Source organism: Comamonas sp. 7D-2, assembly GCF_022749555.1.
Classification (GTDB): domain Bacteria; phylum Pseudomonadota; class Gammaproteobacteria; order Burkholderiales; family Burkholderiaceae_C; genus Comamonas; species Comamonas thiooxydans.
Genome location: NZ_CP094238.1, coordinates 1,516,885 through 1,542,423, shown reverse-complemented (window position 1 = coordinate 1,542,423; position 25,539 = coordinate 1,516,885). Strand labels below are relative to the sequence as shown.

Sequence of the window (25,539 nt, the reverse complement as noted above, 5' to 3'; positions counted from 1 at the left end):
GCATTGAGCCCTTGAAATTGATAGCGCTGCACCAGGGCAGAGCCGCGAATCAGGCAAAGTCCAGATCAGGGACTGCGAGCAAGGATCTAGACAGCCCCGCCGCCGCGCAACGGCTCAGGGGGTGACTGCTGCCTGCAGCATCTGCGCGAACTGCTCGTTATAGGGCGGCAGCATGCCCCACTCGCGACGCGGGTCGTGGTTGCCGGCCTTGTAGACGGAGCGGGCATGGCTGAACTCGAGAAAACCCTCGCGGCCATGATAGTGGCCCATGCCCGAAGCACCCACGCCGCCAAACGGCGCATCCTCCAGCGCCGGATGCATGACCACATCATTGATGGAGACACCGCCGGACAGCGTGTTGTCCAGCACCCAGTTCTGCTCCGTCTCGTCGCTGCCGAAGTAGTACAGAGCCAGCGGGCGCTCACCGGCATTGATCGCGGCCACGGCGTCGCGGATGTTCTGGAAGCTGCGCAGCACCACGGCCGGGCCAAAGATCTCGTGCTGAGAGATTTCGGCTTCGGCTGGCGGGTTGATAACCAGCGCCAGCGGCAGGCGGCGGTCTGCGCCGGCTTGCGCGGCACCGACTTCCAGCACGGTCAGACCGCGCGCCTTGGCATCATCGACATAGGCTTTCACACGTGCGTGGTGGCGCTCGTTGATCACGGGCGTCATGTCTGCGTTGCCTGTCACCGAGGGATACAGCGCCTGGTATTGCGAGACAATGCCATCGGCCAGCGCCTGCAGGCGGGATTCATGGACCCAGACCACGTCGGGTGACACGCAGAGCTGGCCGGAGTTGAGCGATTTGCCTACGGCGATGCGCTCGGCCGCATTGGCGATGTCGGCGGAATCGCCCACCAGCACGGGAGACTTGCCACCCAGCTCCAGCGTCACGGGCACCAGGTTCCTGGCGGCAGCAGCCATGATGAGCTTGCCCACGCTGGTGGAGCCCGTGAAGACCATATGGTTCCAGGGCTGCTCGGCAAACGCCGCAGCCACTTCGGGGCCTCCCTGCACCACGGCCAGCACCTGGGGATCAAAGCGCCTGGCCACGGCCTCGGCCAGCACCTGGGCCGTACGCGGCGCAATTTCGGAGGGCTTGAGCACGGCCCGGTTGCCAGCCGCGAACGCGCAGGCCAGCGGCGACAGCAAGGTGAACAGCGGTGCATTCCAGGTGCCGATGATGCCGATCACGCCCTTGGGCTGGTACTTGACCCAGGCCGTGGCGCCAAACATGTCAAAGGGTTTGACGCTGGGACGTTCGGAGTCACCCAGCCAGTCCCTGAGGTGATCGCGTGCATGCTTGAGCGAGGAGAGCGAGCCAAGAATGTCATTGGCCAGCGAGAACACGGCGGGGCGGCCACCAAAGTCTTCGCCCATGGCCTGGCAAAGTTCCTCCTTGTGCTCCACCAGCATATCGATGACTTGCTGAATGCGCTGCATGCGCACATCGGCGCTGACCGCAGCCTCTTCGATAAAGGCCTGTTTTTGCATGTCCAGCAACTGGCGAATGCCGATGGACGAATTCGTCTGGGTCATTTTGTCTCCTCGATATTTCTCTTGAAAGCCATGAACGGAAGGCACATGCTCAGACCTCCGGATTTCGCGGTCGTCGTCCAAAAAGACGATGGCATAACCCTAAGCCCCTCGCACGATGCAGCGCATGCACACCCCTCAAACTCCGCCTCCCGCCGTCAGCTGGCGCACTCATCTCAGCCTCGCCCTGCTGGCGCTGGTCTATATTTTCTCCTTCATTGACCGACAGGTTCTGTCTATTTTGCTGGAGCCCGTCAAACAGGAATTCGGCGCCTCAGATACCGAGATGGGTTTGCTCACGGGGCTGGCCTTCGGTCTGATCTATGCCATGCTGGGTGTGCCTGTGGGGCGTCTGGCCGACACACGCAACCGCCGCAACATCGTGGCCCTGTGCTGCGGGATCTGGAGCCTTGCCACCGCTGTCTGCGGCATGGCCACCCAGTACTGGCACATGCTGCTGGCCCGCATGAGCGTGGCCGTGGGCGAAGCCGGCGGCATGGCGCCCTCGGTGTCCATAGTCTCGGATCTGTATCCTCCCAAGATGCGTTCGTTTGCCATCAGTCTGTTCATGATGGGCCCCAACCTGGGAACGCTGCTGGGACTGGTCATAGGCGGCATGGTGGCCCAGCATTACGGCTGGCGCTCCGTGTTTCTCGCCTTCGGCATTCCGGGCGTCATTCTTGCGCTGCTGGTGTATTTCTTTGTCAAGGAGCCGGCACGTGGCGCCTATGAAAGCATCAAGCCCGCAGCTCAAGACAGTGCTCCGCGCGAATCCATGTTTCGCCAGATAAGGCGCCTGCTGGGCATGGCGCCGCTGCGTTATATCTGCATCGCCTGCGGCGTGGCCGGTATTGCAGGTTATGGCTACGGTGTCTGGGCGCCGAGCTTTTTCATGCGCATTCACGGCATGAGCATCTCTCACGCCGGCCTGGTGTTCGGCCTGGCCAGCGGCCTGGGGGCCGTGTTCGGCGCCATGTTCTGCGGCTGGCTCAGCGACAGATTGACCCAGCGCGACTCGCGCTGGCAGCTGCGTCTGGCCGCCATGGGCACCTTCTGCGCCGTGCCTGCAGGCGTCGCCGTGTTTTTCTGGCCTGTATCCGACTTCTGGACGGTTGCCGGCATCAAGGTCCCCTATGCCATGGCATTCGCCCTGCTGTTCGGCTTTTTTGCGAGCTGGTTTGCCACGCTCTCATACAGCGCCGTCAGCCAGATGGTGACTGCAGCCGAACGCAGCGTCGCCTCGGCACTTCTCAATCTTTTCATGACCTTGCTGGGCGTGGGCCTGGGTCCACTGGTAACCGGCATTCTGTCGGACTACTTTGCCCGGACCCATGGCTCCGAAGGCCTGCGCTGGGCGCTGATGGGTGTGACCTCGCTGCTAGTCATCACTTCGCTTTTCTTCGCCTTGGCCATCCGCCCCTATAAGCAGCGCCTGCAGCAGTTGCAGATGAATGCCGCCTGATCATCAAAAATTGGAGACTCTCATGAGCCGACCCGTAGTTCTCATCACCGGTGCCAGCCGCGGCATTGGCGCTGCAACCGCCGTCTTCTTTGCCACCAAGGGATGGCGCGTGGCCATCACCGCCCGCACGCTGACCGAAGGTGCGCAGATGGAAAACCAGCTGCGCCTGCCCAACGGCCAGCTTCTGTCCGGCAGTCTGGAGTCCACAGCCAAGGCCATTGAGGCCGCTGGGGGCGAGGTGTTTCCGCATGTCATGGACCTGATGGACCTGAGCAGCCTGGACAAGGCCGCCGACGCCGTACTGACACGCTTTGGCCGTGTCGATCTGCTGATCAACAACGCCGTCTACCAAAACCGCGAAATCAACCACCTGATCCCCGAGATAACGGCTGAGTCGCTGCAGCGCTCCATGCTGGGCAATGTCATCGCCCCTTTCCATCTGGCTCAGCGCCTGCTGCCGGCCATGGCGTCACAAGGCGGCGGCCGCATCATCAATGTGTGCTCGGCTGCGGGCCAGTACAACCCGCCCGTGCCCGCCGACCAGGGCGGCTGGGGCTTTGCCTATGGAGCCTCCAAGGCCGCCATCGCGCGCCTGGCCGGCTGCATCAACACCGAATACAAGCAGCAAAATGTGCGCGCCTTCAGCGTCAACCCCGGCGTGGTGAGCACCGAGGCCGTCAAGGCCACGCTGGGCGACGATGGCCTGCTGGCTCAGCGCTATGGTGCCTCCACCCCCGAAGAAATTGCGGCGGCACTGTTCTGGCTGGGCACTGAGAAAGACGCTCTGCCACTGGCCAAGAGTTACACCATGATTGACCTGCAACCACTTCACAAAGAGCGCGTGGCTGCGACCATGTGAGCCGCAGGTAAGCGTGCGCAAACACCCGACCAAGGGAAAACCCTGTGCGGTTTGCGCCAGATCAAAGCCGCGCCTTCACTCGTCCAAACAGAGTATGCGCGGCGACGCCGCTTGCCAGAAGATTCATCCGTCCAAAACTAAATACGGAGACCTCTGCAATGGCAACCACGAAGGACTACCGCCTCGGTGAATTCACCTACCCACGTGGCTGGTTCATGATTTCCGAGGCCAAGGCGCTCGACACCCACAAGCCCGTGGCCGTGCGCTTCTTCGGCCAGGATTTCGCGCTGTACCGTGGCCGCGAAAGCGGCAAGGTCGTGCTGCTGGACGCTTACTGCCCCCATATGAAGACCCATCTGGCAGCGCCCAATGCCACCAGCTATGTGGTGATCGACGGCGGCGGCAGCAATGTGGAAGGCGACGGCATCCGCTGCCCCTATCACGGCTGGCGCTTCGGCGCGGACGGCAAGTGCAACCACATCCCCTATCACGACGGAGCCATTCCGGCAGCGGCTGCGGTCAAGAGCTGGAAGGTTGTCGAGCAGTACGGAGCCATCTGGGTCTGGTTCGATCCCGAAGGCGGCGAGCCCGACTACGATCTGCCCACTTTTGGCGACTGGCATGACGAGACCTATGTCAACGGCCAGTGGGACTACCTGGGCGAGCTGAACCAGCACCCCATGGAGGTCGTGGACAATATTGCCGACTATGGTCATCTGAGCCCCATCCACGGCTCCACCGTGGCACGCTTCGAGAACGAGTTCAAGGGCCACAACGCCATCCAGCGCCAGTGCGGCGGTCACCGCACCCTGGTGGGCGAAGGCGGCGCCAGCGCCGATCTGCACACCGACACCTGGTACCACGGCCCCTCCATCCTGGTCTCCAAGGTCAGCGGCATGTTCAACTCCTTCATGATGATCATGCACACCCCCATCGAGGACGGCAGGATCAAGGTCTGGCACAACCTGCTGGTCAAGACTGCACACGGCGGCCTGCCCACCAAGGCGGACGAAATCGCGGCCAAACAGTACCAGGAGGCCAGCCGCCTGGCCTTTGCTCAGGACTTCGAAGTCTGGTCTCAGAAGGCGCCCTGCCTGAACCCGCTGTTCATCCCCAGTGACGGCGCCTTCCTCAAGGCCCGCATCTGGTACAAGCAGTTCTACAACCCCCGCGCCAAGGCGGCCGAGTATCTGGACCAGTGCGAAGGCAGGTACATTCCTCGCGGAATGGTGGCCTATACCCAGGAAGCCGAGGAAGCGACGGCCTGATCCCGAGAATCTCCAAGGCCAAAGGCCCATGCGCTTGCATGGGCCTTTTTTTGTCGGGGTGAAGGTCTGCCCTTTAAAACCATAGCTTCCAGCGCTTTATCTCCATGGAAATTCAATACAAAACATATTGAAATCCTTATTCATAAAGCGCAAGCAGCTACTATCTTTTCAATCCCTCAAGGTCTGGCATGTGTCACCTCCGTCAGCATGAAGACATGCTCGCCCCAGCCGAACTCGCCGTCCTGCGCACGGGCCGAGACATCGAGTGAAGCCACTGCCGCCTGCGCCTGCTCCACCGTGTCAAACCACCACTCGACCACATGGCGGTAGCCGTAGCCGGAAGGAGGCTGCTCATCGATGGTGTTGCAGACAATGCGGCTGGCCAGGTCCAGAGCAAGGCTTTGCCACTGCGGTGGACAAATCTCCGGCAAGGCCGCAGCACCCCGCCAGACGTCGCTGCGCTGCAAAAAGCCGATCAACATGACTTGTTTATGCTGCGGCAAGACATCTGTGCACAGGTTGCCACGCAACACCTGCTGACGGCATAGCAGCGAGAAATTGCGAACATAGTCGGCAAACACGCGCGGCTCGTCGGGGCGCATGACGGCCAGGGTTTCGGGGTCGCTCCAGATCGCAGAGCCTGCTTCGCGCTCGGCCAGCACCATGAGGTTGACGCCGTCATAGTCCTTGTTCAGCTCTGCGGCATCTGCCTGCAGATGTCGTGAGCACTGGGCCACGGCCTTGACGCGCTGGCCCACGTTGCGACACTGGCGGCCCAGCGCGGAATGCTCGCGCCATGCCTGCGCGAACTCCTCTGGGCGCAGCGCCGGGTTGCGCCGCGCCAGATAGATCATCTTCCAGACGACGCAAGAATCCTTCTCGGTCACTTTTTCCGCCTTCATGCGGCAGCGACCACGGGCGCGTGGGCCTTGCGATAGGCGCCGGGGTAATGCTGCAGAGCACGGTAAAACGCCCATACCGCGGGCAGCAGCGTGCACATCATGATCGCCATGGCATAGCGCAGGCCTTCGCCGGGCGCAACGGTGTTGAGCACATCACTGAGCCAGCCGGCCACAATAGGCCCCACTCCGTTGCCCAGCAGGGCTCCGGCCATCAGCACCATGGCGCTGGCCGTGGCGCGCCGCTCGGTCGGCACGACCAGGCTCAAGGCAGCGTAGGTGGCCGGAGCCCACCAGGATGTGAAGAACGAATAGATCAACATGCAGGCCATGGACAGCATGAACATGTCCGAGCCCACCAGCAGATAGCCGAAACCCAGCACCATGGCCAGGCTGGTGCCGATCACGGGGATGCGAATCTGCCAGCGCACATCGCTGCGCGCCAGCCGGTCCGTCAACCAGCCAGAAAAGAGGCTGCCCGAGACCGAGAGCACAGCGGCCCCTGCAGAAATCGTCCCCGCCTGTTTGAGACTGAGATCGAAACGCCGCGCAAGCAAAGCCACATTCCAGGCGCCGATCGAGATTCCCGCGATCAGGACACAAGCAGCGCCCACGATTAGAAATCGGGTCACGGGCTCTCTCCATATCAAGGCGACGGCAGATTTGGCCTGCTGCCGGCCGTCCTGCGGCTCGGAGATCACCTGCGCGATGGCCCGAACGGGTTCGCTGATGCTCAGGCGCAGCACCAGGGACAAGACCATGATGGCCACACCGATGATGACCATGGTCACACGCCACCCCCACCACTCGGCAAACAACGGCCCCAGAAGCAAAGCCAGCAAGGCGCCCATCGCATTGCCGACACCAAAAACACTCATGGCACGCGAGCGCTCATGGGGCTTGTACAGATCGGCCAGTATGGACATGGACGCAGCGCCGCCACCGGCATCCCCCAATGCGGCACCGGCGCGCGATGCAGTCAGTCCACCCGAGCCAGTGGCCAGCGCGCCCAGCGCCGCCACGCTGCCACCAACGCCACGGCACCAGGCAATCAGGCTGCGGCGCTCTTTTCTGTCTGCCAGTCGTCCCAGAGGAATGCCCAGCACTGCGAACGTCAGCGCAAAACCGAGTCCGGTGATCAGGCCGATCTGCAAGTCCGAGAAGCCGAACTCCTGCTTGATGGGCTGCAGCAGCACAGCCAGGATCTGCCGGTCCATGAAGGTCAGGGCAGACAAGGCCGTCAGCAGCGCCAGCACATACACTCTTGATGAGCTTTGATGATTTTTGTTTGTCATTGTTTTCTTGGTTTTTTGCAGCACGTCATGGCTCTCGCCGCTATTCCCACCGCTGTTCACGCCTCAGCAGCGCTGTCTGCCCTCGGACGGAAGGAGCGCGGGAGCAGGTCTTTGCGCACGTCTCGCATCGCGGCCGCATCCATGTCCAGTCCGATGGCGCCGCCTTGAGCATCGTGGTCATGAGCAGCCGCCCTCACATCGTCCCAACGGACGATTCCCTAACCCTGATTGGCCTTGGGTGCGGATTGCCTCTTAATGGAATGCGGCTGCGGGCTCGACCGCATGCCAGAACCTCAAGGAGACTGACACATGCCGCATTTCGACTTGCTGATCCGCAACGGCCGCATCGTGGACGGCACCGGCGCCCCTGCTTACCGCGCAGACCTTGGCGTGCGCAACGGGCGCATCGCCGCCATCGGCCAAGACCTGGGAGCCGCCGCGCAGCAAATCGATGCCGACGGATTGCTGGTGACACCGGGCTTTGTGGATGTGCATACCCACTTTGACGGTCAGGCGACCTGGGATGAAAGGCTTTGGCCAAGTTCCCAGCAGGGCGTGACCACCGCAGTGATTGGCAACTGCGGCGTGGGCTTTGCCCCCTGCCGGCCCGAGGACCGCGACACGCTGATTGCGCTCATGGAGGGCGTGGAAGACATCCCCGACACCGCGCTGCATGAAGGCCTGCCCTGGAACTGGGAAAGCTTTCCTGAGTATCTGCAAGCCTTGGCAGGGCGGCACTACGACATCGATATTGCAGCCCTGCTGCCTCACGGTCCGCTGCGCGTCTATGCCATGGGCGAGCGCGCCATACGGCGCGAGCAGGCCAATGCCGAGGACATCGGCACCATGCAGGAGCTGATCAAGCAAGGTCTGGCCGCCGGTGCCGTTGGTCTGTCAACCTCGCGCACCATGGCCCACCGCTCCAAGTCGGGGGACTTCACCCCCATGTACCAGGCCGTGAGCGACGAGTTGCTGGAGCTGGGACTCTCGCTCAAGAGCTATCCGAACAGCGTCTTCCAGATGATCTCGGACTTCGAGCACATCGAGGACGAATTCGGCATCCTCACACGCGTCAGTCAGGGCACGGGCTGCGCCGGCACTCTCACCGTGCTTCAGTATCCGCACCGCCCGCAGCTGCACCGAGAGCTGCTGCAGCATATTGAAACAGCCAATGCCGGCGGGCTGCGCATCATGGGCCAGGTGCTCAACCGCCCTGTGGGCGTACTCATGGGGTTTGAATGCAGCCTGAACCCCTTTTCCAGCAAGCCCAGCTATGAAGCGCTGGCACAGCTCAGCCCGGCAGAACGCATCAAAGAGCTGTCCCGACCAGGCACGCGCAGCGCCATCCTCGGCGAGAAGGACCGCAATCCCCACCTGTTCATGGAGTACTTCGGCCAGAACTTTGCGGGCATGTACCCCTGGAGCGGCCAAGAGCCCAACTATCTGCCGCAAGAAGGCGATTCGGTTCAGGCTCTGGCCGACGCAGCCGGCCAGCCACCGCTGGATTGGATGTATGACTTCATGCTGGGCAATGAAGGTCAGGCACTGGTCTATCTGCCCATGGCCAACTATCTGGACCATGACTGCAGCGCCCTGCACGAGCTGCTCGGCCATCCCCACACCGTACCCGCCTTGGGCGATGGCGGCGCCCATGTGGGCACCATCTGCGACGGCAGCGCCACGACCTTTCTGCTCACCGAATGGGTGCGCGAGCGCGGCCTGTTCAGCATCGAGCAGGCCGTCCATATGCTGACGCAGCGGCCGGCTTCGCTCTACGGCTTTGCCGACCGAGGAGTCCTGCAGGTCGGCAAACTGGCGGATCTCAACCTCATCGATCTGCAGGCGCTCAAAATTCTGCCGCCGCACATAGCTCGCGACCTGCCCGCCGGCGGCAAGCGCTTCCTGCAAGGCGCGCAGGGCTATCGCTACACCATCAAGTCCGGCCAGATCACCTACCGCGACAGCATGGCCACCGATGCATTGCCGGGCCGCTTGCTCAAGCGCAGCGAGCACAGGGTCAGCTGAGCGCTGCCGATCCTCCCCACCAGGCCTCGAAGCAAGCCCGGCTCTTGAGGCCTGCGCTCGTTTTTCATCCCCTCCTCATCCAAAAACGGACCAGATCCGTCAGACCCGCCCTGCTTGCGAGCAATCATCCTCCCTGGCCTCCTTCGCAGAAATAGGGCGCCTCGACCAAGCGCCTTGAGCAGGCACATCGAGCAGATCGTGTTCACGCCATGTGGATGCCAGCGATATAGTGACCCCGTCATCTTCCACGTCCATACCCCATGCATTTGCGCAAGTTCCGTATCCCGCCTCAGATCTGGCTCATGCTGCTGAGCTTTTGCGTCATGCCTTGCAGCGCGCAGGAAGCTGCGGCCTGGGAAAAGCAGGTCACGGGCCGCACTTCCATCACCCTGCTGGGCACGATTGACTACGAGGTGGGCTACAGCAGCGCAGGCTTTGACCATTTCTCTTCTGAAATCGTGGCCAGATGGAATGACGGGGGAGCGCAGGAGCAGACGCTGTACGAAGGCATTTACGACCGGCCGCCCGCCAAGGTCTGGGGGAACGGGCCCCATCTTTGCATTGCCATGCAGACCTGCGCGCGCTATTCGGATCGCTGCAGCCGGTATGTGATTGCACACCGCTATGACACGCAAGCCAAAGCCTTTGTGGCGCTGAAGTCCGAGAAGACTGCGCGCCGGATCTGCGCTGCGCCACGCTGAAGATAAAAAAAAGAAGGAGGCCGGAGCCTCCTTTAAATCCCGTCGTCAGGCGCGACGAACAGGGTATCCCTTGTGCTGTCTGTAACTGTTCTTCCCTCCGGTTCAGGCCGCTACGGCGCTCAGCGGTTCATGCTCCGCCGCATAGGCCTTGGCCCAGCGGTAATCCGCCTTGCCTGCCGGGCTGCGCTTGACTTCAGTGGCCAGATACACGGCGCGCGGCAGCTTGTAGCCCGACAGATTGCTGCGGCAGATCTTTTCGAACTCCTGCAGATCAAACTCGTGGCCCTGCTGCACCTGCACCACGGCCACCACCTTGCTGCCCCAGCGTTCGTCAGGAAGGCCCACGACCACCACATCCTGAACCGGCGGGTAGCGGCGCGCGGTTTCCTCTACCTCTTCGGGGTAAACCTTCTCGCCTCCTGTGTTGATGCACTGCGAACCACGGCCCAGCACCACATATTCACCCGTGGTGTCGATGCGGGCCCTGTCCCCTGTCAACACCCAGCGGCTGCCCTCGACCATCACAAAGGTCTCGGCCGTTTTCTTGGGATCTCCGTAATAGCCCAGGGGCATGTGACCACGGCGCGAAAGAATGCCTTCCTCACCTGGCTGCGTCAGAATGCGCAGATCTTCGGAGATCACGCTGAGGTCGGGACGCGGCGAGATGCGCATAAAGCCTTCGCCCTCGGGCGTTTTCTCCCCTCCGCCCAAGACACCGGATTCGGAGCTGGCCATGCCGTTGTTGAGCACCAGATGAGGCACCTGCACCAGCAGCCGCTCCTGCAGATGACGCGAGAACACGGCACCGCCGTTGCCGAAGATCATCAGTGACTTGAGAGGCCAGCGCCCGGGGTTGTTCTCCAGCGTCTGGATGATGGGCAAGGCCATGGCATCGCCAACCACGGCCATCACATTGATCTGGTGATGCTCGATCAGATCCAGCATGTGTACGGGATCAAAGTTCTTGCGATCATTCACATAGACCGGATGTCCGGAAAACAGGCTGATCAGGGTGGCCCACATGGCTGCGCCATGCATGAGCGGTGCCGCAGCCAGATAGGCCAGTGCCGGGCCGTTGGGTACCAGTTGCAGCAGCTCCTCCGGCCTTTCGATGGGAGGTCTGCGGAAGTAATAGCCGCCACCGCCCAAGGCCCCCATGAACAAGGATTTATGCGGCCACATCACCCCCTTGGGCAACCCCGTGGTGCCGCCGGTGCAGAGCATGAAGATATCGTCATCGCTGCGCTCGGCGTCCGTGAGTTCCCGTCCACCTTCGGCCAACACGCGCTCGTAGGGTTGCACTGTCCTGGGCAGGCCATGGCGCTCCTCGCCAACCCGCAGCGCCAGACGCAAAGTGGGCACCAGGGCAATGACTTCCAGCACCGACGCATCGAAGTCCGCACCATAGACCAGGCCGCGCAGGTCCAGGCTGTTGAACAGCCCCTGAAGCTCATCGGCCACGTAGCGGTAGTTGACGTTGACCGGCACGGCACCGATCTTGCAGCAGGCGAAAAAGGCCTCCAGATACTCGGCGCAGTTGTAGAGCTGGATGCCGACGTTGTCGCCCCGTCCTATGCCACGCGCACGCAGCGCATTGCCCAGCTGATTGGCTCGCTCATCGAGCTGTTTGAAGCTGAGCTTCTGGCTGCCGCAGCCAAAGGCAATGCGATCCGGCACAGCTTGCACCACCAACTCAAAAATATCCGCCAGATTGAAGGTCCGTGTCATCTCTTGTCTCCGTCTGTCTTCCCGTTTTTACGAATCCACTTGTCCCGCAGGTGCTGCAATGCTCGACGACGGTCTGTCCACATTCATCGTCCGCTTGAACCTGGTGCAGACCCTTGTGGTTTCGAGGGTGCATGCTCGCAGATAGGCAAGCCGCACCCAACAGCACCTACCCTTAAAAAACTTCCGCCATGGCATTTCCCGAGACTTAGTCGAAGAAAGCACAATCTCAGTGGAAACTCTCTCCATCGTCTGTTTCCAGATCGCTTCAAGCGATCTTTTTCGCAGTCACCATCGATGCATAGGGCTTGATGGTCCAGGCATAGATCAGCAGCGCCAGTGCATAAAAGGCGAGCATGCAGACCAGCGCCCAGCGCAGCGATTCACTGCCCGCCCGAACGATGAATGCATCGCTGAGCAGACCCACCGTCAGAGGTCCCAGACCACCGCCAACTGCAGTCAGCAGCAGGTTGTAGATGGACAGAGAAGTCGCCAGACGGCTGGAGGCAATCACATTGGTCAGTGCAGCAAACACCGGCGCGGCCCAGAAGCTGGAGAAGATGGAGAACAGGCCATAGTAGGCAATCGCATGCGGAATCTGCAGGCCGGCCAGCGTCCACTGTCCCGCAGAGTCATTCAGATAGAAAGCCAGCCCCAGCGGAATCGAAATCAGCGTCCCCAGAACCGGAACGCCAATCTGCCAGCGCACATCCCTCCTTGCCATCAGATCGGTGACCCAGCCACTGAGCAAAGCCCCAAAAATCGCCCCCGGCCCGCCGATGAATCCCATGATGGCGCCCGCGTCCTTGAGCTGAAGACCGTGGGAGCGCACCAGGAACGCGGTATTCCACATGCCGATCGCATAGCCCGAGAACGCCATCAGCATGCTGGCCAGCCCCAGGCCCACAAACGCCTTGTTGCGCACCAGGGCTGACATCACCTCGCTGAACTTCTCGGTTGCTGCCTGCACCACGGCACGCCCCTCCTGCGCGCCGCGCACAGGCTCACGGCAAGTCATGCGCAGCACCAAAGCGATCAGCACGCCGGGCACAGACAGCCACAGAAAGGCCGCACGCCAACCATGGTGCTGGGCAATCCAGGCTCCCACGCCCAGGCCCACCAGCGAGCCCAGATGCGGGCCCAGGCTGAACACGCTCATGGCTCGGCTGCGCTGTTCGGGCGGGTAGACGTCGGCGATCATGGTGGTCGATGCCGCCGTGCTGCCCGCCTCGCCCACAGCCACGCCCACACGAGCAGCCGTCAGGCTCCAGAAGCCCACCGCCATGCCGCAAAGACCCGTGGCAACGCTCCAGCCGGCGCAGCACCAGGCAATCAGGTTGCGGCGGTTGGTACGGTCGGCAAAGCGGCCAAATGGCACTGCCAGAATGCTGTAGAACAGAGCAAAGGCCAGACCCGTGAGCAGGCCCATGGCACTGTCCGAAACCCCCATCTCCTGCTTGATGGGCTGAATCAGCACCCCCATGATCTGACGGTCTATCATGCTCACGCCATAGACGAGCAACAGCACCAGCAGCAGATAGTGACGACGCCAGCCCGTCACATTGCTGGCCGGCATCACCCTGGCCGAAGCGGCTTGCGGCACACGGGCCACAGCAGATGCACTCATTTCCTGTCTCCTGAAAAACGTGATCTCCGCCACGTGGATTGAATGGAGTCTTGTATGCCCAGTAAAAAGGACGCGGCACATTGCGGTGTGCCGCGCCAAGTCACTAGGCAAGCAGTTCGCAGAAGGGCAGGTCCTTGTCCGCACGGGGCTCGGCAGCCAGCCCCAGCACGCGTTCGCCAATGCTGTTGAGCACCACCTCGTCGGTACCGCCCGCAATGCGCATACCGGCAGAGCCGAACCACAGGCGCTCCACCATGGCAAAACGCTCTCCAAGTTCGCTGGCGGCCAGCACACCTCGCTCGCCCAGCAAGTCGATGGCGAAATAGCTAAAGGACTGCAGTGCGGCAGCGGCCACGTTCTTGGCGCCGCTCATTTCGGGGCCGGGCTGACGACCCTTGCTCAGCGCCGTCAGAGCGCGGCACTGCAGCAGCCATAGCGCCTGCTCCTTCAGATAGAGGTCGGCCCAGCGCTCGCGCAGGCGACCGTCCTGCAGCGCCGGCCTGCCGTCAAATCGATGATCGGCCAGCAAGCCAGCCGTGGTGCGCCACAGCTCGGCGGGCATCACTCCGCCAATGGCCAGGCGCTCTGCCATCAAGCCTGTCAACGTGACCTTCCAGCCACCGCCCAGCTTGCCCACCATCTGACTATCGGGCACGAACACGTCCTCGAAGAAGACTTCGTTGAACTCGGACTCTCCCCCTGCCTGGCGAATCGGGCGCACGGTAATGCCGGGCGACTTCATGTCCAGGAAGAAAGTGGTCAAGCCTTCAAACTTGCTGGTTTGGGGATTGGTACGAGCCAATACCAGACCAAACTGGGCAAACTGCGCGAGAGAGGTCCAGACCTTCTGGCCGTTGACGATCCATCCCTCGCGGCCATCGGTCGCACGCTCGGCACGGGTACGCACCATGCCCAGGTCAGAGCCTGCGCCGGGTTCACTCAGCAACTGGCACCAGAGGTTTTTTCCGCCCAGTGCCGGGGCCACATGCAGGGCCAGCACTTCGGCGCTGGCGTGCGCCATCACCGATGGCAAAACCATGCCCAGGCTGACGTTGAACATGCCCGTGGGCACCTTGACCCGCCCCTCCTCCTGGCGCCAGATCAGCTCCTGCATGGGTGTACCGCCCCGGCCACCCAGCACCTTGGGCCAGGTAATCGCACCAAAACCTGCTGCAGCCTTCTTGCCCTGCCAGAGCCGGGCTGCCTCCATGCGCTGCTCGGCAGTCATGTCACGACCGAAGTAGTCGTCGGCACTTGCCTTGGGCTCGGCATTGGCTTGCAGCCAGGCGCGGCATTCGGCGCGGAAGGCGGCTTCCTCGGGCGTGTCCTCAAAGTCCATGGACTGACGGTCAGCCGCGGTCGAGCTCTGCACAATCGTCTCTTTCGCAGGAGCAAGCAACCGCTTTTGCAACTCGGCCGCCACCTGCTCGCGCCAGGCGTGGATACTGCCCAGCTCCACGGCCTGCTGGCGCGCACGGCGGTAGAACAGATGGCAATCCAGCTCCCATGTATAGCCCATGCCGCCGTGGGTGTGCAGGTTTTCCTGTGCAGCATCCGACAGCGCCTGAGTGCTGCTCACGCGTGCTGCGGCGGCTGCGCCGGGCAGCTCGGACGCACCATCAGCCAGAGCCATGTCTGCCGTCAGCGCCCAGGCTCCGTAGTAGCAATGCGCACGGGCCAGTTGGTTGTTGGTGTAGAGATTGGCCAGCTTGTGCTTGATGCCCTGATAGGACCCAATGGGCCGGCCAAAGGCCTTGCGCTCCCTGGCGTAGTGGCAGGCCATCTCCAGCGCGGCGTCGGCTGCTCCCAGCTGTTCAAAGGCCAGCATGACGGCAGCACGATTGCGCACGCGTGCCAGCACCTGGGCAGCGCTGCTGGCTCCGTCAAGTTGCTCGGCCGCCGTGCCGTCAAAGCGCAACAAGGCATAGGGCTTGGAAGGATCCAGCGTCTTGAGCTTCTTGCGCTGCACCGAGCCGTCACACCTGAAGACCACCAGCACATCCGCCCCCATCGCATTGCGCGCCAGCGCCACCCCCCATTGCGCGGCCATGCCATCGGCCACCAGCAGACACTCCCCCTTCAAGGTCTTGCCGTCAAACAGGGGCAGAGCGTATGGCGGCTCCTGCCCGTCCGTCGGCGCTGCCAGACAGCCAATGCTTCCACCCGAAACCGGCAGCAGCCATTGCCTTCGTTGCGCGGACTGCTCCTGTGTAGATAGCAGGACGGCCTGCACCGCCAGATACATGGTCGATGCCAGAGGCACGGGACTGAGCTGGCGGCCCACTTCTTCGGCCACCACGCACATCTCCATGGCACCGAGGCCGATACCGCCACAGTCCTCCGGCAGCATCAGGCTGCTCACACCCAGCTGGGCCATGCCGCTCCATACGTCCTGGGCATGGTGACCCTCGCCCTCGAGCAAGGCACGCGCCTGCGTCAGCGGCGATTCCCTGGTCAGGAATTTTCGTATTTCGTTGCGCAATGCATTCTGGTCGTCACTGAAATCGAAGTTCATCTTTTTGTCTCCACCCAATCTTCCAAAGCTCAAACCACGGCGGCGGCGCATGCGCCATCCGGCAGCACGGCTGCCACATTCCACCGCCTTGCAGCAGGCGGTTCCAGGCCCAGCACCAGATCTGCACCCTTGTCGCCAATCACCACCGATGCCGCATTCGTGTTTCCCGACACCAGATGCGGCATGACCGAGGCATCAATCACGCGCAGACCCTGCACGCCCTTGACCCGGAGGTCGGGGGTGACCACGCTTCGCGGATCGGCCGCATGGCCCATGCGGCAGCTGCCGCTGGCGTGGTGGCCCGATCCCATGTGCATGGAGATCCAGTCCAGCAGCTCCTCGTCGCTTTGCAGGCCAGGTGCCGGGCGCGTCTGCGCTTCGATCAGGCCGGCCAGCGCGGGCTGCTGGGCAATCCTGCTGGCCATGCGTACTCCATGGAGCAGCGCCTTGCGGTCACGCTCGTCGTGCAGAAAGTTCATGCGAATGCTGGCCAGCTCCTCGGGCTTGCTGCTCCTGAGCCTGAGCTGGCCGCGTGAATAGGGCCGCACCTGATAGGGCGCCATCGTCATGCCGGGGAAGGCCTCGGTGCGGTAGTTCTTGCCGCCCTGCATATAGCCCTCGATATCGCCGGTCACGGGCAGGCCGTGAATCTGGATGTCGTTGTAGGGCAGGCTGGAGTCACTGCGGAACCATGCGGCAAACTCCGAGGCCGGCATGGCCATGGCTCCCTGCCTGGTCAACAGGTACTGAATGAGCGAAGCGCCAATCCCCAGGCCGCGCAGCGAGCGGTTGAGGCTGGGCGTTCCGGCCTTCATGCGCCAGGACATGGGGACAATCGCATGGTCCTGCAGATTGGCGCCCACCCCGGGCAGATCCACCTTGACCTCGATCCCCATCTCCTGCAGGTGCGCTGCCGGGCCGATGCCCGAAAGCATCAGCAACTGGGGCGACTGCAGGGCCCCTGCACACAGCAGGACTTCCTTGCTTGCGCGAGCTGCATGGCTTGCGCCGGCCTTGTCCTTCCAGTGCACCGTGCTGGCGCGCAGCCCGTCCAGACCTATGCGGGTGACCAACACCTGCATGCGCACATCCAGATTGAGCCGCCGCATGGCGGGCTCGATGGCGTTTTTGGCCACCGACGAGCGCTGACCATTCTTGAGATTGACCTGAAACAGCCCTGCCCCGTCAGGATGGCCGTTGTTGAAATCCTTGCATGCGGGCATGCCGGCTTGAATGGCAGCCTGTACCATGGCCAGCGATACGGGATGGGGATTGTGCAGATTGTTGGCCGTCAGCGGCCCGCCGCGCCCATGCCAGGGCCGGGTGAATTCTTGTTCGCTGCGCTGCTGGTCTTCGGTGCGCACAAAGTAGGGCAGCAACTCGTCATAGCTCCAGCCCGTCGCCCCTTGCTCAGCCCAACTGTCGAAGTCCGCGCGATCCCCGCGCACATAAATCATGCCGTTGATGGAAGATGAGCCCCCCAGGCGCTTGCCTCGCGGCAGGCTGATGCGGCGCCTGGCTGCGTACTGCTCGGGCTCTGTTTCGTGCCCCCAGGAATAACGGGAGCTGTTGATCATCTGGCCCCAGCCAGAAGGCATGGAGACCAGCAAATCCTTGTGGCTTGCGCCACCTTCCAGCAGCAGGACCTTGTGCTGTCGGTTCTCGCTCAGCCGTGCGGCCAGTGTGCCGCCCGCCGAGCCCGCGCCTATGACGATGTAATCGAAGACTTCATCCATGGCTTGTCTCCATTGATTGTTATTGGATGAGTGACTGTGTCGAGCCGATACCGGGTGAGCGCGCCCGCCCACCCTTTGCGGCCTGCTCAGGCCCTGGCAGTCTTTCCGTAGAAGGTCTGCCCCCTGGCCGCCATATCGCGCAGCAGCTGTGGCGGGCGCAGTTGCTCGCCAAACAGATCTGCCAGGCGATCGGCCTCGGCCACGAACTGCGGCAGACCTATGCCGTCGATAAAGCAGAAGGGGCCGCCGGTATAGGCGGGAAAGCCCACTCCCAGAATCGAGCCGATGTCGCCATCGGCCGGCGCCAGCAGCACGCCTTCTTCCATGGCACGCGCTCCTTCGACGGCCTGCACATAGAGAATGCGCTGCCTGAGGTCGTGCGCGCTGGGCTGCAGGTCTTTCAGCGGGTAATGCTCGGCCAGGCCCGGCCAGATGCGCTTGCCGCTTTCATCGTAGTCATAGAAGCCCTTGCCCACCTTGCGGCCCAGACGGCCCAGCTCGAACAGCTTGCCGATCACCGGCACGGAGCGACCGGGCTTGTATTCCCCTGGGAACTCTTTGGCCTGGGATTCGCCCGCATGCTTGGACAGATCAATCGACAGCTCGTCGGTAATCGCCAGCGGCCCCACGGGCATGCCCGCATGCTTTGCACAGTTCTCTATCAATGCAGGGGCAATGCCTTCTGACACCATGCCGATGGCGTCATCCACAAACGCGCCGATGAAGCGGCTGGTGAAAAAGCCGCGCTTGTCGTTGACGACAATGGGCGTCTTCTTGAGCTGAGCCACGAAATCCAGTGCCTGCGCCAGCGTGGCATCCGATGTCTGCTTGCCGCGAATGACTTCCACCAGCGGCATCTTGTCGGCCGGCGAGAAGAAGTGCAGACCGATGAAGCGATCGGGCCTGTCGCTCGCCTGCGCCAGCAGACTGATGGGCAGGGCCGAGGTGTTGCTGGCCAGCACGCAGCCAGGCGGCAGCACGGCGTCCAGCTTGCGGGTCACTTCAGCCTTGATGGCACGGTCTTCGAACACGGCTTCGACCACCATATCGGCATCTCGCAGCAACTCGTAATCAGTGCCGGGCGTGATGCGAGCGAGGATGGCATCGGCCTTCTCGCGGCTCTGGCGGCCCTTGTCCACCTGCTTGGACAGTGTCTTCTCGGAGTACTGCTTGCCCTTGTCCGCCGCTGCCTGATCCCGGTCTATCAGCACCACCTGAATACCGCGCTGGGCGGCCACCAAGGCAATGCCCGCGCCCATCATGCCTGCGCCTATCAGACCCAGCTTGCGGCATTGGAAGGGCTCCAAGCCTGCAGGACGGTGCATACCTTTCTCGGCCTTGGTCTTGTTGACAAAGAGCGTGCGAATCATGCCGCGCGCCACGGGATTGCGCGACAGCGTGGCCATGTACTTGCTCTCGATGCGCAGGCCCTTGTCGATGGGCAGCTGGCAACCTTCATAGATGCAGCTTTGAATGCACAGCGGCGCCGGCATATTGTGCAAGGTCCTGGCCTGCAGCATGGTGTTGCCCACAACGAAAGCCGGGGCCACGCGCGCATCCAGCGGGCCGCCACCGGGGATGCGAAAGCCTTTCACATCCCAGGGCTGCACCGCCGTGGGACTGGCCAGCAGCCAGGTCTTGGCAGCGCCGAGCAACTGCTCGGGAGCCACCACCTCGTCCACCAGTCCGGCCTCCCTGGCCTTCACGGCCTGCAGCTGCTTGCCCTCCATCAGAAAAGGCATGGCAGCCAGAATACCGATCATGCGCGGCAGGCGCTGGGTGCCGCCGGCACCGGGCAGCAAGCCCACTTGAGCCTCGGGCAGACCGACCATGACCGTGGGTGCATCGGCTGCAATGCGGTGGTGGCAGGCCAGGCAGATTTCATAGCCGCCGCCCAATGCCATGCCGTTGATGGCCGCCACCAGCGGCTTGCCCAGGGTCTCCAGTTTGCGCAGCAGCCGGGACAGCGATGCGCAGGAGGCGAACAGCTCCTCGATGGGCATGTCCGCCATGGCGTCGATATTGGCCTCCATGCCCATCAGGTCGGCCCCCGCGACAAAGCTGTCCTTGCCCGAGGTGATGATGCCGCCGCGCACCCGGTCGTCGCCGTGCATGCGTGCAATACAGGCTTCCAGGCTGTCCATGAAGGCCTGGTCGATCACATTCATGGTCTTGCCGGGGTAATCCAGCGTCAGCGTGGCAATGCCGTCCTCATCTACGGCGTAGCGAATGATTTCCGTTGTCATGACTTGTGCTCCCTCACTCACACGCGTTCGATGATCATGGCCGAGCCCATGCCAGCAGCCACGCACAGACTGATCAGCGCCGTGCGCTTGCCGGTGCGCTCCAGCTCGTCCAGCACCGTGCCCAGAATCATGGCGCCGGTGGCCCCCAGCGGGTGGCCCATCGCGATCGCTCCGCCGTTGACGTTCATGCGCTCATGGGAAATGTCCAGCTCTTCCATCATGGTCAGCACCACCGTGGCAAAGGCCTCGTTGAGCTCCCACAGATCAATGTCCGAAGCCTGCATGCGCGCCCTGGCCAAAGCCTTGCGCGCGGCATGGGCCGGGCCGTCCAGCATCAAGGTCGGCTCGGAGCCGATGCTGGCAAAGGCGCGGATGCGGGCCCTGGGCTTCATGCCCTGCCTGGCACCGGCCTCGGCCGTGCCGATCAGCACGGCAGCCGCACCGTCGACAATGCCCGAGCTGTTGCCTGCATGGTGATGATGGTGAATCTGCTCGACCTGCGGATAGCGCTGCAGCGCCACGCTGTCATAACCGTATTTCTGACCCATCTCGGTAAAAGCGGGCTTGAGGGCGGCCAGCGAATCGGCGGTGGTCTCGGCTCGAATGGTCTCGTCCTTTTCCAGCAGCGTCATGCCCAGGAAGTCTTTGACGGGAACGACAGACTGGTCAAAGCGACCTTCCGTCCAGGCCTTGGCCGCGCGGCGGTGGCTTTCGGCCGAGTACTCGTCCAGATCACGGCGGCTGTGGCCGCGCAGCGATGCCAGCAAGTCTGCCGAGATGCCCTGCATCACGAAATAGGTCTTGCTGGCCAGCTGCGGGTCCTGCGCCCAGGCGCCGCCATCGGAGCCCATGGGTACGCGGGACATCATCTCCACGCCGGCGCCAATCGTCATGTCGGCCTGGCCGGCCATCACCTTGGCCGCGGCAAAGCTCACCGCCTCCAGGCCCGAGCCGCAGTAGCGATTGAGCTGCACGCCGGCCACGCTCTGCGCATAGTCGGCCTGCAGCACCGCCATGCGGCCCACATTGCCACCCTGCTCGCCCACGGGCACCACGCAGCCCATGATCACGTCGTCCACCACCGCCGTATCGAGCCGATTGCGCTCACGCAGCGCCACCAGCGGCTGCGCGGCCAGCCAGACCGGCGTCACCTCATGCAGTGCTCCATCCGGCTTGCCCTTGCCTCGGGGGGTTCGGACATGGTCGAAGATCAATGCCTCCATCTGCTTTCCTCACATCACCAGGTTGTTATCGAGTTCTTTTTCAGATTGCCATACGGCTTTTGCCCAAACCTACCTGATTCGGACTAGGGGCAGACTATGAGAAAAATCGGCCGCAACCGCCCCTGGTGGCGGATGGCTTGCACCTCCGGGCGCGAAAGCCGGTTTGTGCCGCCAGAATGCCCGCACCGGAGGCTCTGTCGCCTTCGCCGCCACAACTCGCGGTCCCATGAGTGACAAAAAAGCCTTCCGGCTTGCACCGGAAGGCTGTTGAGGACGGCTGCTGAACTCAGGCCACCAGACCACCGCCGTTGACCGGCAGCACCTGGCCGTTGACCCACTCAGCCTCGGTCGATGCCAGATAGCTCACGGCCGCACCCACATCCTGGGGCGATCCTGCCCGGCCCACGGACGTACCCTTTCTGGCAATCTTCTCCGAGCCTTCCCAGTTGTTCATGGTGCCCAGCGACAGAGCGTTGGCCGTCACCCCGTGCGGGCCCACTTCGCCCGAGAGATTGCGAATGAAGCCAATCGCTGCCGCCTTGGCTGCACCATAGGCGCACAGCCCCATGCCCGTGGCCGTGCGCGCCGCGTCGGAGTTGATGGCCACAATGCGCCCCCAGCCCTGCTCCTGCATGGAGGGCAGCAGAGCCTGGCAGGCATGCATCAACCCATGCAGATTGAGCTGCAGCCAGGCGTTCCATTCGGACTCGGGCGACTGCAGAAACGGCGTGTAGCCCCAGCCCTGAGCCGGGATACCGGCGTTGTGCACAAAGATATCGACCACACCGACCTCGTCCCGAATGCGCTGCGCCATGGCAAAAATAGCGTCGCGATCCGTCAGATCCGCCGCCTGTGCCGATGCCTTCAATCCCGCTTCGCGCAGCTGACTTGCCGCACTCTCGGCGCGGTCCTGATGAAAGTCGTTCACCACCACATGCGCGCCCTGCGCGGCCAGCGCCTGCGCGATGCCGAACCCCATGCCGCGCCCGGCACCGCTGACCAGCGCCACTTTCCCATCCAGCCTGAACATGTATTGCTCTCCTTTTTTTATGGAATGTCCAGTGTTGGCCTGGCTTTCACCCCGGACATACTCCAAACGGACGGGTCCAAAACCGGCAGGATCCACAAGATAGAAAAGTCGCAGACAAAAACAGGAGACCGACTTGAGTACAGAACACCCTTTTCAAGGCCAGAGCCCGGGGCCTTTGACCGGAATGCGCGTCATCGAATTTGCAGGCATAGGCCCTGCCCCCTTTGCCGGCATGATGCTGGCCGATATGGGTGCCGAAGTGATTCTCATCGAGCGCAGCGCAGACCATGCTGCGGCATCCCGCTACCCGCGCATGGCGCAGAACCGGGGCAAGAAGTCCATCGCGCTGGACCTCAAGTCCGAGGGCGGACGCGCCGCCGCCTGGAAGCTGATCGAGTCTGCCGACGCGCTCATCGAGGGCTTCAGACCCGGCGTGATGGAGCGCCTGGGCTTCAGTCCCGAGGAAGTCGCTCGCCGCGCGCCGCGCCTGGTCTTTGGCCGCGTCACCGGCTGGGGCCAGACCGGCCCCCTGTCCCAGGCCGCAGGCCATGACATCAACTATGTGGCGCTGACGGGCGTGATGTCCACCTCCATGCGCCCCGGCCAAGCTCCTGTGCTACCGCCCACCATCGTGGGCGATATGGCGGGCGGTGCCATGTTCTTGCTGTTCGGCATCATGTGCGCCATGCACGAGGCAGGTCAATCCGGCAGGGGTCAGGTGGTGGACGCGGCCATGATCGACGGAGTGAGCGCCATGAGTGGTCTGATGCACCAGATGCGCAGCGGCATGGGCTACTGGAAGGACGATCCCGCGCAGAATCACTTTCTCAACACTTCACCCTTCTATGAAGTGTTCGAGTGCGCAGATGGCAAGCACATCACCCTGGGCGCCATCGAGCCGCAGTTCTATGCCTTGCAGCTGCAAAAGCTGGGCCTGAGCGATGTGGACCCCAGGCGCCAGTACCAGAGCTCCGACTGGCCCGAAGTCAAGGCCCGCGTGGCCGAAATCGTGCTCAGGAAGACGCAGGCACAGTGGAGCGAAGAGCTCGAAGGCAGCGATGTCTGCTTTGCCCCGGTACTGAGCCTGGCCGAGGCACCCGCTCATCCACACAACGCCCAGCGCAATCTGTTCGTCGATCTGGAAGTGGACGGCAGTACCCAGCGCCAACCCTCACCGGCCCCACGCTTTTCACGCACCCCAGCGCGCCGCCCCACACCGGGAACCAGGATCGGGCAGGACACCGATGCCGTGCTCGCATCCCTGGGTTATGCCAGGGCAGATATTGCGGCGCTGCGCGCCAGCAAGGCATGCGCCTGAGCAAGGCATGCGCCCGAGCAACTGCCTGAGACAGCCGCTATCAAAATAAAAGCTGCCAGCAAAATATATCAATGGAATTCAGATACCTTCAATGCTGCTATCTATTGATATCAAGCGCTTGCAGCTATTAGTTTTGTATGCAGTTCTCCTTGCCGGGCAAATGCCGTTGGCCGAGAACCGGGTGCATGCTTCAACGCAAGGCAAGTCCGGTAGGCACCAGGCCCCTTGCGCCACGCCGGTAAGCCAGGCAAGGGTTTGCGGAGCACTATTATGAATACGCGCTTGACAAAGCGACCTTGTTACGGCCCGTCATCTTGGCGCTGTACAGCGCCTTGTCGGCCGAACGCAAAATCGTCGGCATATCCAGATCTCTTGCCGGCACCCAGGCAGCACAACCTATGCTGACCGTGACGCACCCGAATTCGCTTCCAGTGTGCGCAATGGCAAGCTGTGCGATCGCCGCACGAATATTCTCGGCAATGAGCGCCCCTCCATCCAGGGACGTGTCCGGCAACACCACAATGAATTCCTCACCTCCATAGCGTGCCGCACTGTCTTCCGGGCGCCGAATATTCTCTCCAATGCATTTCGCCACGGTCGCCAGAACAGCATCCCCGGCCTGATGCCCATAAGTGTCGTTATAGGCCTTGAACCAATCGATATCCACGAACAACAGCGAAAAAGCGCTGTGATTCCTTTTTGCCCTGCGCCATTCGTGATCGATGATTTCATCGAGTTTGCGGCGGTTGCTCAAGCCAGTCAGGCCGTCGGTACGTGCCAGCATCGCCAATTCGGACTCTGCGCACATGCGGCGTTTGAGCTGCACTCCGAAAGCGAAGGACAGGCCAATGAAAGCCATGGTGAGCATCCCCATGACAGAGGTAATCAGCAAGGCTCTCTGTCGCCAGACCGCGTAAATATCGGAATGCGCCTTGGCCACCATGATGATGAATGGCAAGCTGGGCAGATTCTTGAAGTAATACGCCCGCTGGGCCCCATCAAGGTACGACGTATCCGAAAAGCTGCCTTCGGGTGCCGACATGAACTGCTGGAACGTGCTTGCATTGCGGATATTGCGCCCGATGACCTTTGCATCGAAGGGCTGCCGCATCATCATGGCTCCGTCTTTCCTTATCAAGGCCAGCGATCCGTGTTTACCTAGCGAAAGCGCAGAAAACAGTTTCTGAAAGTACTCCAGCTGAACATCTATCAGCACAATGCCGGCAAAAGAGCCGTCCGCATGGGAAATCCGACGACTCAGAGGAATGCTCAGGGAGCCGCCATGCAGCGCGGATGAATAAGGGTCCCCCACGTAGAGACCGATGCTCGGGCTTTCTTTGTGCACCTTGAAAAAGTCATGATCCGAGTAATGCCCATTCACCGCATTCTCGACCCCTGCATTGAGGGCAATTTTTCCGTCTGCGTCAAGAACCAGGATGGATCCCAGATAGGTCGCGGTCGCGGCCTTGTCGAACAAGGCCGCATTACGCAAATGCGGCGAGGCGGCCATCACCTCGGAGTCGTTGAGTCCATCGACCACGGCTTGCAACGACAGTGCATAGAGCTCGAAGTTCCGAACCACGTCATTTTCAGCAAGAAGGGCAACATTGCGTGATGTTTCTATCGCATGCTCCATTGCATCCAGCCGACTCTGATAGAGGACGACGGTACAGATCACTGTCATCGACAGCGCAATAATCCCACCCACCAAGAGCATTGCATAGGGCGCACCAGAAATGAAGTTGAAGTGATCAAGAGCAGGCTTGCGAAATAGTTTCATGTCGTTGCTGTATTTGAGCGAGCCGGTCACATTTCTTCTGTTTAGCCATGCAAGTGCTTTCTTCCGTAGGAACACCGGATACTCACCCTCGCGCACGTCATTCTGCCTTGGTTTCTCTAGTGAGGGGCGGGGGTTATCTTGCTCTGGAAGGCATTCGCACCGCGACCGCCAGCTTGTTTTCAAACGATTGAACTTGCGCGGATGGAATATATGAGAAGCAAGCCAGGGAGACCATGTGGCCATGCTGCGCGGACAAGCTGTGCGCAAGCAAACTCCAGGGCCTGGAGATTGATT

At 62.2% G+C, this 25,539-nt stretch carries 17 protein-coding genes; 6 read left to right on the top strand and 11 right to left on the bottom strand.

Annotated elements, in window-relative coordinates; translation table 11 throughout:
• Positions 1-114: 114 nt before the first annotated feature.
• On the bottom strand, positions 115-1,539 hold the full coding sequence (locus tag MPZ60_RS06950; RefSeq protein WP_034360258.1) for a coniferyl aldehyde dehydrogenase: 1,425 nt from the start codon (positions 1,537-1,539) through the stop codon (positions 115-117).
• Between the two features lie 124 nt (positions 1,540-1,663).
• Between MPZ60_RS06950 and MPZ60_RS06945 the strand changes: the two genes are divergently transcribed.
• The 3 genes from MPZ60_RS06945 (at position 1,664) to MPZ60_RS06935 (ending at position 5,125) form a co-directional block, all read left to right on the top strand.
• Complete coding sequence (locus MPZ60_RS06945; RefSeq protein WP_242607115.1) at positions 1,664-2,998, top strand: MFS transporter; 1,335 nt, start codon at positions 1,664-1,666, stop codon at positions 2,996-2,998.
• A gap of 22 nt (positions 2,999-3,020) precedes the next feature.
• The gene (locus MPZ60_RS06940) at positions 3,021-3,857 is read left to right on the top strand and encodes an SDR family NAD(P)-dependent oxidoreductase (RefSeq protein WP_034360252.1); all 837 of its coding nucleotides are present in this window, start codon (positions 3,021-3,023) and stop codon (positions 3,855-3,857) included.
• A gap of 158 nt (positions 3,858-4,015) precedes the next feature.
• Positions 4,016-5,125 (top strand): Rieske 2Fe-2S domain-containing protein, encoded by a 1,110-nt coding sequence (locus tag MPZ60_RS06935; protein ID WP_034360249.1) that lies wholly within the window; start codon positions 4,016-4,018, stop codon positions 5,123-5,125.
• Positions 5,126-5,301: 176 nt separating this feature from the next.
• Here MPZ60_RS06935 and MPZ60_RS06930 read toward each other — a convergent pair whose 3' ends face one another.
• Together MPZ60_RS06930 and MPZ60_RS06925 are read right to left on the bottom strand one after the other, a co-directional pair.
• Positions 5,302-6,027, bottom strand: coding sequence for an EthD domain-containing protein (locus MPZ60_RS06930; RefSeq protein WP_034360246.1), 726 nt, complete (start codon positions 6,025-6,027; stop codon positions 5,302-5,304).
• Positions 6,024-7,319 carry an MFS transporter gene (locus MPZ60_RS06925; protein ID WP_233425230.1) on the bottom strand — a complete coding sequence of 432 codons (1,296 nt, stop codon included), beginning with the start codon at positions 7,317-7,319 and terminating at the stop codon, positions 6,024-6,026. Before MPZ60_RS06925 ends, MPZ60_RS06930 begins: the two co-directional genes overlap by 4 nt.
• A 309-nt stretch (positions 7,320-7,628) precedes the next feature.
• Between MPZ60_RS06925 and MPZ60_RS06920 the strand changes: the two genes are divergently transcribed.
• Both MPZ60_RS06920 and MPZ60_RS06915 read left to right on the top strand, forming a co-directional pair.
• Positions 7,629-9,344, top strand: coding sequence for an amidohydrolase family protein (locus tag MPZ60_RS06920; RefSeq protein ID WP_034360240.1), 1,716 nt, complete (start codon positions 7,629-7,631; stop codon positions 9,342-9,344).
• Positions 9,345-9,604: 260 nt separating this feature from the next.
• Positions 9,605-10,045, top strand: coding sequence for a hypothetical protein (locus MPZ60_RS06915; protein ID WP_034360237.1), 441 nt, complete (start codon positions 9,605-9,607; stop codon positions 10,043-10,045).
• A 102-nt stretch (positions 10,046-10,147) separates the two neighbouring features.
• On the opposite strand, the gene MPZ60_RS06910 is transcribed toward MPZ60_RS06915, so the two are convergent.
• From MPZ60_RS06910 to MPZ60_RS06880, 7 genes are all read right to left on the bottom strand, one after another.
• Positions 10,148-11,773, bottom strand: a complete 1,626-nt coding sequence (locus MPZ60_RS06910; RefSeq protein ID WP_034360234.1) for an AMP-binding protein — start codon at positions 11,771-11,773, stop codon at positions 10,148-10,150.
• 265 nt (positions 11,774-12,038) lie between these two features.
• A complete protein-coding gene (locus MPZ60_RS06905; RefSeq protein ID WP_034360230.1) occupies positions 12,039-13,397 on the bottom strand; it encodes an MFS transporter in 1,359 nt (452 codons plus the stop codon).
• A 103-nt stretch (positions 13,398-13,500) separates the two neighbouring features.
• Positions 13,501-15,912, bottom strand: coding sequence for an acyl-CoA dehydrogenase (locus MPZ60_RS06900; RefSeq protein WP_052057724.1), 2,412 nt, complete (start codon positions 15,910-15,912; stop codon positions 13,501-13,503).
• Between the two features lie 29 nt (positions 15,913-15,941).
• Entirely contained in the window at positions 15,942-17,648 is a 1,707-nt protein-coding gene (locus MPZ60_RS06895; RefSeq protein WP_034360227.1) for a GMC family oxidoreductase, read from the bottom strand.
• Positions 17,649-17,734: 86 nt separating this feature from the next.
• A complete protein-coding gene (locus MPZ60_RS06890; protein WP_034360224.1) occupies positions 17,735-19,894 on the bottom strand; it encodes a 3-hydroxyacyl-CoA dehydrogenase NAD-binding domain-containing protein in 2,160 nt (719 codons plus the stop codon).
• 17 nt (positions 19,895-19,911) lie between these two features.
• The gene (locus MPZ60_RS06885) at positions 19,912-21,117 is read right to left on the bottom strand and encodes an acetyl-CoA C-acetyltransferase (RefSeq protein ID WP_034360221.1); all 1,206 of its coding nucleotides are present in this window, start codon (positions 21,115-21,117) and stop codon (positions 19,912-19,914) included.
• Positions 21,118-21,403: 286 nt separating this feature from the next.
• A complete protein-coding gene (locus MPZ60_RS06880; protein WP_034360218.1) occupies positions 21,404-22,147 on the bottom strand; it encodes an SDR family NAD(P)-dependent oxidoreductase in 744 nt (247 codons plus the stop codon).
• Positions 22,148-22,331: 184 nt separating this feature from the next.
• Between MPZ60_RS06880 and MPZ60_RS06875 the strand changes: the two genes are divergently transcribed.
• Positions 22,332-23,465, top strand: coding sequence for a CaiB/BaiF CoA-transferase family protein (locus MPZ60_RS06875; RefSeq protein ID WP_034360215.1), 1,134 nt, complete (start codon positions 22,332-22,334; stop codon positions 23,463-23,465).
• Between the two features lie 268 nt (positions 23,466-23,733).
• Here MPZ60_RS06875 and MPZ60_RS06870 read toward each other — a convergent pair whose 3' ends face one another.
• Positions 23,734-25,182, bottom strand: a complete 1,449-nt coding sequence (locus MPZ60_RS06870; RefSeq protein ID WP_187771858.1) for a sensor domain-containing diguanylate cyclase — start codon at positions 25,180-25,182, stop codon at positions 23,734-23,736.
• Positions 25,183-25,539 lie beyond the last annotated feature (357 nt).

Excerpts from the sequence above, each read along its gene's own strand:
- MPZ60_RS06940 (WP_034360252.1), top strand. The coding sequence starts at position 3,021 with ATGAGCCGACCCGTAGTTCTCATCACCGGTGCCAGCCGCGGCATTGGC.
- MPZ60_RS06920 (WP_034360240.1), top strand. The coding sequence starts at position 7,629 with ATGCCGCATTTCGACTTGCTGATCCGCAACGGCCGCATCGTGGACGGC.
- MPZ60_RS06950 (WP_034360258.1), bottom strand. The coding sequence starts at position 1,539 with ATGACCCAGACGAATTCGTCCATCGGCATTCGCCAGTTGCTGGACATG.
- MPZ60_RS06930 (WP_034360246.1), bottom strand. The coding sequence starts at position 6,027 with ATGAAGGCGGAAAAAGTGACCGAGAAGGATTCTTGCGTCGTCTGGAAG.
- MPZ60_RS06890 (WP_034360224.1), bottom strand. The coding sequence starts at position 19,894 with ATGACAACGGAAATCATTCGCTACGCCGTAGATGAGGACGGCATTGCC.
- MPZ60_RS06875 (WP_034360215.1), top strand. The coding sequence starts at position 22,332 with ATGCGCGTCATCGAATTTGCAGGCATAGGCCCTGCCCCCTTTGCCGGC.
- MPZ60_RS06935 (WP_034360249.1), top strand. The coding sequence starts at position 4,016 with ATGGCAACCACGAAGGACTACCGCCTCGGTGAATTCACCTACCCACGT.
- MPZ60_RS06895 (WP_034360227.1), bottom strand. The coding sequence starts at position 17,648 with ATGGATGAAGTCTTCGATTACATCGTCATAGGCGCGGGCTCGGCGGGC.
- MPZ60_RS06945 (WP_242607115.1), top strand. The coding sequence starts at position 1,664 with ATGCACACCCCTCAAACTCCGCCTCCCGCCGTCAGCTGGCGCACTCAT.
- MPZ60_RS06870 (WP_187771858.1), bottom strand. The coding sequence starts at position 25,182 with ATGCTCTTGGTGGGTGGGATTATTGCGCTGTCGATGACAGTGATCTGT.
- MPZ60_RS06910 (WP_034360234.1), bottom strand. The coding sequence starts at position 11,773 with ATGACACGGACCTTCAATCTGGCGGATATTTTTGAGTTGGTGGTGCAA.
- MPZ60_RS06905 (WP_034360230.1), bottom strand. The coding sequence starts at position 13,397 with ATGAGTGCATCTGCTGTGGCCCGTGTGCCGCAAGCCGCTTCGGCCAGG.
- MPZ60_RS06880 (WP_034360218.1), bottom strand. The coding sequence starts at position 22,147 with ATGTTCAGGCTGGATGGGAAAGTGGCGCTGGTCAGCGGTGCCGGGCGC.
- MPZ60_RS06885 (WP_034360221.1), bottom strand. The coding sequence starts at position 21,117 with ATGGAGGCATTGATCTTCGACCATGTCCGAACCCCCCGAGGCAAGGGC.
- MPZ60_RS06925 (WP_233425230.1), bottom strand. The coding sequence starts at position 7,319 with ATGACAAACAAAAATCATCAAAGCTCATCAAGAGTGTATGTGCTGGCG.
- MPZ60_RS06900 (WP_052057724.1), bottom strand. The coding sequence starts at position 15,912 with ATGAACTTCGATTTCAGTGACGACCAGAATGCATTGCGCAACGAAATA.
- MPZ60_RS06915 (WP_034360237.1), top strand. The coding sequence starts at position 9,605 with ATGCATTTGCGCAAGTTCCGTATCCCGCCTCAGATCTGGCTCATGCTG.